Source organism: Desulfovibrio sp. 6_1_46AFAA (genome assembly GCF_000224635.1).
Classification (GTDB): domain Bacteria; phylum Desulfobacterota; class Desulfovibrionia; order Desulfovibrionales; family Desulfovibrionaceae; genus Desulfovibrio; species Desulfovibrio fairfieldensis.
The window spans coordinates 356,688-365,445 of sequence record NZ_JH114301.1 but is presented as its reverse complement, the minus strand read 5'-3'; the positions used below and the strand labels follow the sequence as shown (position 1 = coordinate 365,445).

General features: G+C 62.9%; 7 protein-coding genes. 4 read left to right on the top strand and 3 right to left on the bottom strand.

From position 1 onward, the window contains the following. Positions 1 to 595 precede the first annotated feature (595 nt). Positions 596 to 1,840, top strand: coding sequence for an HlyD family secretion protein (locus tag HMPREF1022_RS05100; RefSeq protein ID WP_009302190.1), 1,245 nt, complete (start codon positions 596 to 598; stop codon positions 1,838 to 1,840). Further along, positions 1,837 to 3,345, top strand: coding sequence for a DHA2 family efflux MFS transporter permease subunit (locus HMPREF1022_RS05095; protein WP_009302189.1), 1,509 nt, complete (start codon positions 1,837 to 1,839; stop codon positions 3,343 to 3,345). Before HMPREF1022_RS05100 ends, HMPREF1022_RS05095 begins: the two co-directional genes overlap by 4 nt. On the opposite strand, the gene HMPREF1022_RS05090 is transcribed toward HMPREF1022_RS05095, so the two are convergent. From HMPREF1022_RS05090 to HMPREF1022_RS05080, 3 genes are all read right to left on the bottom strand, one after another. Next, entirely contained in the window at positions 3,313 to 3,987 is a 675-nt protein-coding gene (locus HMPREF1022_RS05090) for a TetR/AcrR family transcriptional regulator (protein WP_009302188.1), read from the bottom strand. The two genes, HMPREF1022_RS05095 and HMPREF1022_RS05090, sit on opposite strands and share 33 nt — an antisense overlap. 121 nt (positions 3,988 to 4,108) lie before the next feature. After that, a complete protein-coding gene (locus HMPREF1022_RS05085) occupies positions 4,109 to 5,656 on the bottom strand; it encodes a helicase HerA-like domain-containing protein (RefSeq protein ID WP_009302187.1) in 1,548 nt (515 codons plus the stop codon). 52 nt (positions 5,657 to 5,708) lie between these two features. Then, the gene (locus tag HMPREF1022_RS05080) at positions 5,709 to 6,890 is read right to left on the bottom strand and encodes an MltA domain-containing protein (protein WP_232221551.1); all 1,182 of its coding nucleotides are present in this window, start codon (positions 6,888 to 6,890) and stop codon (positions 5,709 to 5,711) included. Here HMPREF1022_RS05080 and HMPREF1022_RS05075 point away from each other — a divergent pair. Beyond that, positions 6,885 to 7,307 carry an acyl-CoA thioesterase gene (locus HMPREF1022_RS05075; RefSeq protein WP_035060645.1) on the top strand — a complete coding sequence of 141 codons (423 nt, stop codon included), beginning with the start codon at positions 6,885 to 6,887 and terminating at the stop codon, positions 7,305 to 7,307. The genes HMPREF1022_RS05080 and HMPREF1022_RS05075 overlap by 6 nt on opposite strands. A gap of 224 nt (positions 7,308 to 7,531) precedes the next feature. Continuing rightward, on the top strand, positions 7,532 to 8,758 hold the full coding sequence (locus HMPREF1022_RS05070) for an NAD(P)-dependent oxidoreductase (RefSeq protein WP_009302184.1): 1,227 nt from the start codon (positions 7,532 to 7,534) through the stop codon (positions 8,756 to 8,758).

Genomic DNA, 8,758 nt, shown 5'->3' with positions numbered 1-8,758 from the left:
GAGAGAGAGAGAGAGAGCATTTAAAATTTTTCCTTATTGTATCTACATAATTCTACATGACTACTTATTATCATACAGAATCGAAAAACTAAAAAAACGACTGACTGTCATTTTTCAAGCATATTAAATTTTTAAAAAAATATTTTTTTTTGTTGATATTGTCAACCCTCATCTTCGGCACAAATCTATAGGACACGTTGATGCACATAATAAACAGGTCATCCATGGCGCACATGCATAATAAGTTTCTTGTATGATTCTCCACTCGCGCCATTCCGGTGACAAAAACCTTTCTTCCAATGGATAGTTGTAGAATTTCAAAAATTCTGTCCGGAATCAGGATGGCGAGCAAAAATTTTCCATATCCCCACAGTGCGAAGTCCCCCCATAATGGTAGTTTTAAATTTTTTTAGCGTGCCTTTGCGCAGAAACCACATAGGCAACAAGGATTCCTTGACGAATCCCGATGTATTTTCCGGACAGGCATGTCGTTCAGAGCTTTCGTGACAGTTGCGGCCACATTGACAGCCGTTTTCTCCGGTTATAGTACTGACCGGTCAGTTCTGTTCAGAGAAATATGAAAAAAGGGAGCCTTATGGACGACGCGCAAAATCAGCCGGAAACACAAACGCAAGCGCAGCAGCAACGCCGTCTGCCGGATTTCGATACACTGCGGGCCGGCCGCCGGGCGCGCGTTCTGCTCCTGCTCACGGGCTTTTTTCTGGCCGCGGGCGTGGCCTGGGGCATCTGGTGGGCCATGGTGCTGCGTTACGAGGAAAACACGGACGATGCCTATGTTTCGGGCAATACAGTCACGGTCATGCCCCAGGTGGCGGGCCGGGTCACGGCGGTGCTGGCAGACGACACGGACCGGGTGGAAGCCGGACAGGCCCTGGTGCCCATTGATCCGGTGGACGCCCGCCTGGCTTATGAGCACGCCCTGGTCAGCCTGGCCTCGGCCGTGCGCGAAACCTGCAAGCTCGAAGCCGAATTGCGCCAGAGCGAAGCCAACATCGCCATGCGCAAAATCGACCTGCAGCGCCAACAGGGCAACCTGGAGCGGCGCCAGCAACTGATCAAGGACAAGGCCGTGCGCAAGGAGGAATTCATCCACAGTATCGAAGACGTGGCCACGGCCCGCCACGCCCTGTCCGTGGCCGAAGCCCAGCGCAACGCCCTGACCGCCGTGCTGCTGGACACGCCGGTGGCCGAACAGCCCGCCGTCAGGGAAGCGGCCTCGGCCGTGCGCGAGCGCTGGCTGGATTTGCAGCGCGCTACCGTGCGCAGCCCGGTGCGCGGCCAGGTGGCCCGACGCGCCGTGCAGGTGGGCGAGTACGTCACGCCCGGCAAGGCCCTGCTGGCCGTGGTGCCGCTGGACAGTCTCTGGGTGGACGCCAATTTCAAGGAAAGCCAGCTCAAGCGCATGCGCATCGGCCAGCCCGCCCTGATCACGGCCGACATGTACGGCGGTTCCGTGACCTATCACGGCACGGTCCAGGGTTTCGCGGCGGGCACGGGCAGTGTTTTTTCGCTGTTGCCGCCCCAGAACGCCACGGGCAACTGGATCAAGGTGGTCCAGCGCGTGCCGGTGCGCATCGCTCTCCGGGAAGATGAGCTGCGGGAGCACCCTTTGCTGGTGGGCCTTTCCGTCACCGTGGAGGTCGCTACCAAGAATCAGGACGGCCCCATGCTGCTCACCGCTCCCCGGCCCGCCCCCCCGGCCAGCCTGGCCGCCCAAACCCCGCCCGTGGATTTCGCGCCGGTGGATGAGCGTATCAACGCGATCATCGCGGCCAATATCCAGGCCGCGTCCGCCTCTTCGCATCAGGCCGGACTATGAGCGAGATCGCGCTCACGCCGCTGCGCGGCGGCCCGCTGGTGACGGCCACCGTGGGCATTGCCGTGCTCACGGCCATGACCGTGCTGGATTCGACCATTGCCAACGTGGCTCTTTCGACCATCGCGGGCAATCTGGGCGTGGCCGTCTCCCAGGGCACCTGGGTGATCACCTTTTTCGGCGTGGCCAACGCCGTGGCCATCCCGCTCACCGGCTGGCTGGCCCGGCGGTTGGGCGAGGTGCGGCTTTACTTTGCCGCCAGCGCGCTGTTCGTGCTTTCTTCCTTCTTGTGCGGCATTTCCAGCAGCCTCGGCATGCTGATTTTTTTCCGTCTGGTGCAGGGCGTCTCGGCCGGGCCCATTCTGCCGCTTTCCCAAAGCCTGCTGCTGGCCTGCTATCCCCCGGAAAAACGCGGCCTGGCCCTCTCGCTCTGGGCCATGGTGGTGGTGCTGGCTCCCATTCTGGGGCCCATCCTGGGCGGCTGGATCTGCGACAATTACCACTGGGGCTGGATTTTCTTCGTCAATGTGCCTGTGGGCGCCCTGGGCCTGCTGCTTCTGCGCGCGCCCCTGCACGGGCGGGAAACTCCCACCGGCAAAGCGCCCATCGACGTGGTCGGCCTGGTGCTGCTGGTCGTGGGCATCGGCTGCCTGCAGCTCATGCTTGACGAGGGCAAGGATAACGACTGGTTCGCCTCGGGCTATATCGTGACGCTGGGCGTCGCGGCCGTGGTGGGCATCGCCTTTTTCATCGCCTGGGAGCTCACGGAAAAACATCCGGTGGTCAACCTTTCCCTGTTCCGACACCGCAATTTCACGGTGGGAACCATCTGCATCAGCCTGGGCTTTCTGCTCTACTTCGCCTCCGTGGTGCTGCTGCCTTTGATGCTCCAGGCGCGCCTGTCCTACACGGCCATGTGGGCCGGTTTTTCCCTGGCCCCGGTGGGCGTGTTTCCGCTGATCATCTCGCCCATTCTGGGCAAGCAGGCCCGCCGTCTGGACATGCGCCTGATGGCCTGCCTGAGCTTTCTGGTCTTTGCAGGCTGCTTTTTCTGGCGCGCCGGTTCCACGCCGGGCATGGATTTCTTTTCCGTGGCCCTGCCCCAGTTGATCCTGGGCATCGGCGTGGCCCTCTTTTTCATGCCGCTCACGACCATCATCCTTTCCGGCCTGCCCAACAGCGATCTGGCCGCCGCCTCCAGCCTGTCCAACTGCGTGCGGGTGCTGGCCGGTTCCATCGGCTCATCCCTGGTCACGACCATGTGGGAGCGGCGCGAAGCCCTGCACCACGCCCGGCTGACAGAGGGCATCAACGACTACAACCCGGTCTGGGACACGGCCCTGCGCGCCCTGGAACAGCTCGGCATGACCGGCTCCCAGGCCAGGGCCTGGATCGCCAATGAAATCACCCGGCAGGGATTCATCCTGAGTTTTGATGAACTGTTCTGGCTGGGCGGCGTGCTTTTTGTGCTGCTTTCAGGCCTGGTCTGGCTGGCCCGAAGGGGATGAGACGGGAGCATCGGGAAAAAGAATATCCAGATGCGCGCTGAACAGGCCCAGCAAGTCCTGGGGCACGGCGCTGGCAAAAAGATCGTCGCGGAGCACCCCGAAAAGCAAGGGCGCCATCAACAGCAGGGGAAAGCGGTCCAGGGCGGCGTGCACATTGGGCGCGCGGGCCGCGGGCAAAAATTCCTCGCGCAAGCGGGCTGTATTGGGAGCGAGAAAACTCTCGTAAAAACCGCCCATCAGCTCCGGATCATGCAGACCCTCGCTGAATGCCAGACGCACGCAACGACGCAGGGAGGAGCCGGGACCGCCCGTGATCAGGGGCGCGTACATCCGCAGCAGCTTATCGCGCGGGCTCAGGGAAGTATCCCGCAAGAGAGCCTGCTTGTGCTCGAAAAAAGGCCGGAAGCCCTCTTCAATGACCCCCTGAAAGAGGGCTTTTTTAGTGGGAAAGTAAAGGTAGAGGCTGCCCTTGGAAACCCGCGCCCGCCGGGCGATGTCTTCCATGCGGGCCGCGGCGAAGCCCTGGCGGCTGAACTCTTCCAGAGCCGCGTCCAGGATGGCGGCCCGCCGCGCGGCGCATTTTTCCCGGCGGCATTCGGACGGAGCGGGAACCGGAACCCGCGGGTCTTCGGGGTCGTTCATGTTCTTTTCCTTCCGGAACAGATTGCCTTTGAAAGGTTCCACTTTTTCAAAGGAACACGCCTTGTGCCATGCGCCGTGCCGCGCGTGCTCTGAGAGCATGACAACATTGCCGCGCTCTTTCTCAGCGTTTGCCGAACAGGCCGCCCAGCAATCCCCGGACCACCGTGCGCCCGATCTCCCGGCCCACGGTGGTGCCGATGGTACGGGTCGTCTGTTTGGCTACTGAGCCCAGAATATCCCCCAAACCCTCACCGCCGCCGCTTCTCCGGGCGCGCGTCTCTTCGCGCCGGGCCGCGGCCTCCTGCCGCAGGCGTTCCTTTTCAGCCAGGGCTTCGGCCTTGCGCCGGGCCTCATCGTCCGCGGCCTCCTGTCGGCGGGCGGCGCGCGCTGTCAGGATTTCATAGGCCGACTCGCGGTCCACGGCCCGCTCGTACGCTCCCGCCACCAGCGAATTCCGCATGACCACGGCGCGCTCTTCGGGCGTGATGGGCCCCACCTGGCTCTGCGGCGGCACGATCAGCGCCCGCTCCACTATCCGGGGCGCGCCGTCGGCGTCCAGAAAAGACACCAGAGCCTCGCCCACGGCCAGCTGGCCGATGACATCCTCGGTATTGAAAGCCGGATTGGGCCGGAAAGCCCGGGCCGCGGCGCGCACGGCCTTCTGTTCTCCGGGGGTGAAGGCCCGCAGGGCGTGCTGCACGCGATTGCCGAGCTGGCCCAGCACGCTGTCCGGCATGTCCGCCGGGTTCTGGCTCACAAAATAGACCCCCACCCCGCGCGAGCGAATCAAACGCGTCACCTGCTCGATCTTTTGCAGCAGCACGGGCGGCGCTCCGTCAAAGAGCAAATGGGCCTCGTCGAAAAAGAAGACCAGACGCGGCCTGTCAGTATCGCCCACTTCGGGCAGGCGTTCAAACAGCTCGGACAACAGCCAGAGCAATACGCTGGAATAAAGACGCGGCGCGTTCATCAGCGCGTCGGCGGCCAGGATGTTGACCACGCCCCGGCCCCGGCTGTCGGTCTGGAGCAGATCCATGATGTCCAGGGCCGGTTCGCCGAAAAAGCGGTCCCCGCCCTCTTCCTCCATACGCAGCAGGCCGCGCTGGATGGCTCCCACGCTGGCCGTGGAAATCTGCCCGTAGGCTGTCCTGTATTGATCGCGCTCATCGCCCACATGCTGCACCATGCTGCGCAGATCCTTCATGTCCAGAAGCAGCAGACCCGCGTCGTCGGCAATGCGGAAGACCAGATGGAGCACCCCGCTCTGCACCTCGTTGAGGTTGAGCAGGCGGGAGAGCAGCAAGGGCCCCATTTCGCTCACCGTGGCGCGCAGAGGGTGGCCGCTTTTGCCGAACACGTCCCAGAAGCAGGCCGGGAACGCCTGGTTGAGATAACCGCGCGCCGCAAGGCCCAGTCGGGCAATGCGCTCGGCCACTTTTCCCGTGGGCGCGCCTGCCTTGGCCAGACCCGAGAGGTCGCCCTTGACGTCGGCCAGAAAGACCGGCACGCCCAGGGCGCTGAAGGTTTCGGCCAGGCTTTGCAGGGTCACGGTCTTGCCCGTGCCTGTGGCCCCGGTGATCAAGCCGTGGCGATTGCCCATGGCGGGCAGGATGCAGATATCCCTTTCCCCGGCGCGGGCCATGAGCGCCTGATGGTCATTGTCGAGCACGGCTGATCTCCTTTGGAGCAGTTAGCACTAATGAACTGCTCTATATACGCGGTCAGCGGGCCAGCAGCACCCAGGCCGGGCCCTTGGCGTCCAGATGGCTGGCCACGTAGTTGGCCCGCGCATCGCCGCCGCAGAAAATGTCGATACGGTTGCGCTTGATGGCCCCGCCCACATCCTGGGCAAAACCGATGCCGCGCAGGGGCACGCTGCCGCGCCGCTCGTCCGGGGCATTGACCCCGTAGGCCACAAGGGAGCCCAGGGGAATATAGGAACGGTCCGTGGCCAGGGAAAGCCAGTCGTCCACCTCATGGCCCATGGCCCCGGTGGGCCCCCTGCCGCCGAACTTGAAAAAGACGTAGCTGGGATTTTCATTGAGGATTTCGCGCACCCGCCCGGGATTGTTCCTGAACCACTCGCGCTGTTCAAAAATATCGCCGCGCTTGAGCAGGCCCTTCTCGCGCATGATCCGGCCCGAGCTTTTGTATTTGTGGCCGTTCTGCCCGGCGTAGTTGACATAGGCCTGGGTGCCGTCGTCAAAAATCAGGCGCCCCGACCCCTGGATTTCCAGAAAAAAGACGTCCACCGGGTCCGCAGCCCAGGCCAGTTCCAGGCCCCGGTTGGCCAGCACCTGTTTTTCCTCAATGGCGCGGCGGTCGTGATAGCGGCCGCGTTTGGCCCGCACCCGCTTCAGGTCCGGCGGCAGGCCGTAGACGGCCTGGGTATAGCCGGGCTTGCGCGTACGGCTGGCCCGCACCTGCGGCTCATAGTAGCCGGAATAATTGATGCCGCCCGGCACTTCCACCCAGCGAAAATTGGCCAGCAGCAGGTCCGGCTCCGCATCCAGGCGCGGCAGCAGTTCGCGCAAACGGGTCAGGCTGCGGGAAAGATCCCCCCAGGTCACGGTCAGGCCCGGCCGCTTGACGGCCGCCGCGCCCTGCGGCTTGCTGTTGACATAGCGCAGAGACTTGCGCACGGTAGGGGCCATGTCCTTCCAACTGGTCAGATCCTGGTTGCGGGGGGCCAGATTGGCGACGAAAAATTCCGGGCTTTCCTGCACGGCCACCGGCGGCCCCAACGGCGGCAGATCTTCGGACTGCGGTTTCTTGCCGGCGCAGGCGGAGAGCACAAGACTCGCCAGCAAAACCACAATCAAGGCCGGACGCGACGCGCCCCCGGCCCTTACGGACGCGCGCCGCGTACAGCCCGCGCCGAAACAAGGAGCTTGCCCGTGCATGATTTCCCCACCCCCGAGGTATGGTTGCCCCATCGTGTGTCCTACGGAGAAACGGACACCATGGGAGTCTTGTATTACGCCGAATATCTGCATTTGTTCGAACGCGCCCGCAGCGCCTATATCCGCCAGTGCGGCATGAGCTACGCGGACGTGGAAAAAAAAGGCATCATTCTGCCCGTGCGCGAGGCCCAGTGCCGCTACCGCGCGCCGGCGCATTACGACGATCTTGTGCAGGTGCGCGCGGGCATCAGCGAATGGGGCCGGGCCTCACTGCGTTTTGTATATGAGATATGGAACGAGGACAAGACGCGCCTGCTGGCCGAGGGCATGACCCAGCACGCCCTGGTCAATCCCCAGGGGCGGCCCGTGCCCGTGCCGGACTGGTTCCGGCAGTTGTGCGCGCCTGAAAAAGGCTAGCGTCAGCCCTCATTAACCCGCTGCCCGCGAAAAGCTGAATTTTTTCGGACAGCAAGGCGCCAAGGGAAAATTGGGTGAAGCTGTATCTACATGCTGCAAGGTCAATTTTCCTTGGCAACGCCGCTGTACGGAAAAAGACTGCTTTGCAGCAGGCGTTCTAATGAGGGCTTGAGCCTGGTCTCAGGGGGCGATGCCCCCTGGGACCTCATATATAAGGAGAATCCATGGCGCTGCATGTCATCAACGAAGCCCGGCGCTGCCTGCACTGCAAAAAGCCGCTCTGCCGCACGGGTTGTCCCATCAACACCAATATTCCGGTGATGATCGAGCAGTTTCTGAACGGGAATATCGACGAAGCCGGGCAGATGCTCTTTGACAACAATCCCCTTTCCATTGTCTGTTCCCTGGTCTGCGACCACGAAAAACAGTGCGAGGGGCATTGCATCCTGGGCAAGAAGGGCAGCCCCGTGCATATCAGCAGCATCGAGAACTATATCTCCGAGCGCTTCCTGGCCGCCCACCATCCGCCCCGGCCGCCCCAGAACGGCCTGGCCGCCGCCATCATCGGCTCGGGCCCGGCCGGACTGACCATTGCCATCATTCTGGCCCAGCGCGGCTATGCCGTGACCATTTTCGAATCCCACGACCGCATCGGCGGCGTCCTGCGCTACGGCATTCCCGCCTTCCGCCTGCCCAAGAGCATCCTGGACCGTTATCAGCAGCGCCTGCTGGAACTGGGCGTGCGCATCCGCCCCAATACGACCATCGGCGGCGCGCTGCGCATGGACGACCTGTTCCGGGACGGCTACAGCGCCGTGTTCATCGGCACGGGCGTCTGGCGGCCCAACAGCCTGGGCATCAAGGGTGAAAGCCTGGGGAACGTCCATTTTGCCATCGACTATCTCTGCAATCCGGCGGTCTACAATCTGGGCGAAACGGTCAGCGTGATCGGCGCGGGCAACGCGGCCATTGACGCGGCCCGCACCATTCTGCGGCACGGCGCGCGCAAGGTCACCATTTACGCCCGCAAACCCGTGCTGGCCGCCAGCCCGCGCGAGGTGGAGTACGCCGGGGTGGACGGCGTGGACTTTCACAATTGCGTGCGGCCCGTGGAAATCCGTCCGGAAGGTGCGATATTCCGCCGCCTGGACTACGACGCGGAAGGCCATGCCGGCGAAGTGGAAGGCGAGGATTTTCTGGAGCCCTCGGATTCCGTGGTCATCGCCATCGGCCAGGGCCCCAAGGACAAAATCGTGTCCACGTCCACGGGCATAGAGATCAACGAACGCGGCCTGGTGAAAACAGATGCGCGGGGGGCCACCACCCATCCGGGCATCTTCGCCTCGGGCGACGTGGTGCGGGGCGCCAAAACCGTGGTGGAGGCCGTGCACTGCTCCAAAACCGTGGCCGACGCCATGGACCGGTATATGCGGAGTCTGCCGCGTTCTTAG

Excerpts from the sequence above, each read along its gene's own strand:
- HMPREF1022_RS05095 (WP_009302189.1), top strand. The coding sequence starts at position 1,837 with ATGAGCGAGATCGCGCTCACGCCGCTGCGCGGCGGCCCGCTGGTGACG.
- HMPREF1022_RS05090 (WP_009302188.1), bottom strand. The coding sequence starts at position 3,987 with ATGAACGACCCCGAAGACCCGCGGGTTCCGGTTCCCGCTCCGTCCGAA.
- HMPREF1022_RS05070 (WP_009302184.1), top strand. The coding sequence starts at position 7,532 with ATGGCGCTGCATGTCATCAACGAAGCCCGGCGCTGCCTGCACTGCAAA.
- HMPREF1022_RS05100 (WP_009302190.1), top strand. The coding sequence starts at position 596 with ATGGACGACGCGCAAAATCAGCCGGAAACACAAACGCAAGCGCAGCAG.
- HMPREF1022_RS05080 (WP_232221551.1), bottom strand. The coding sequence starts at position 6,890 with ATGCACGGGCAAGCTCCTTGTTTCGGCGCGGGCTGTACGCGGCGCGCG.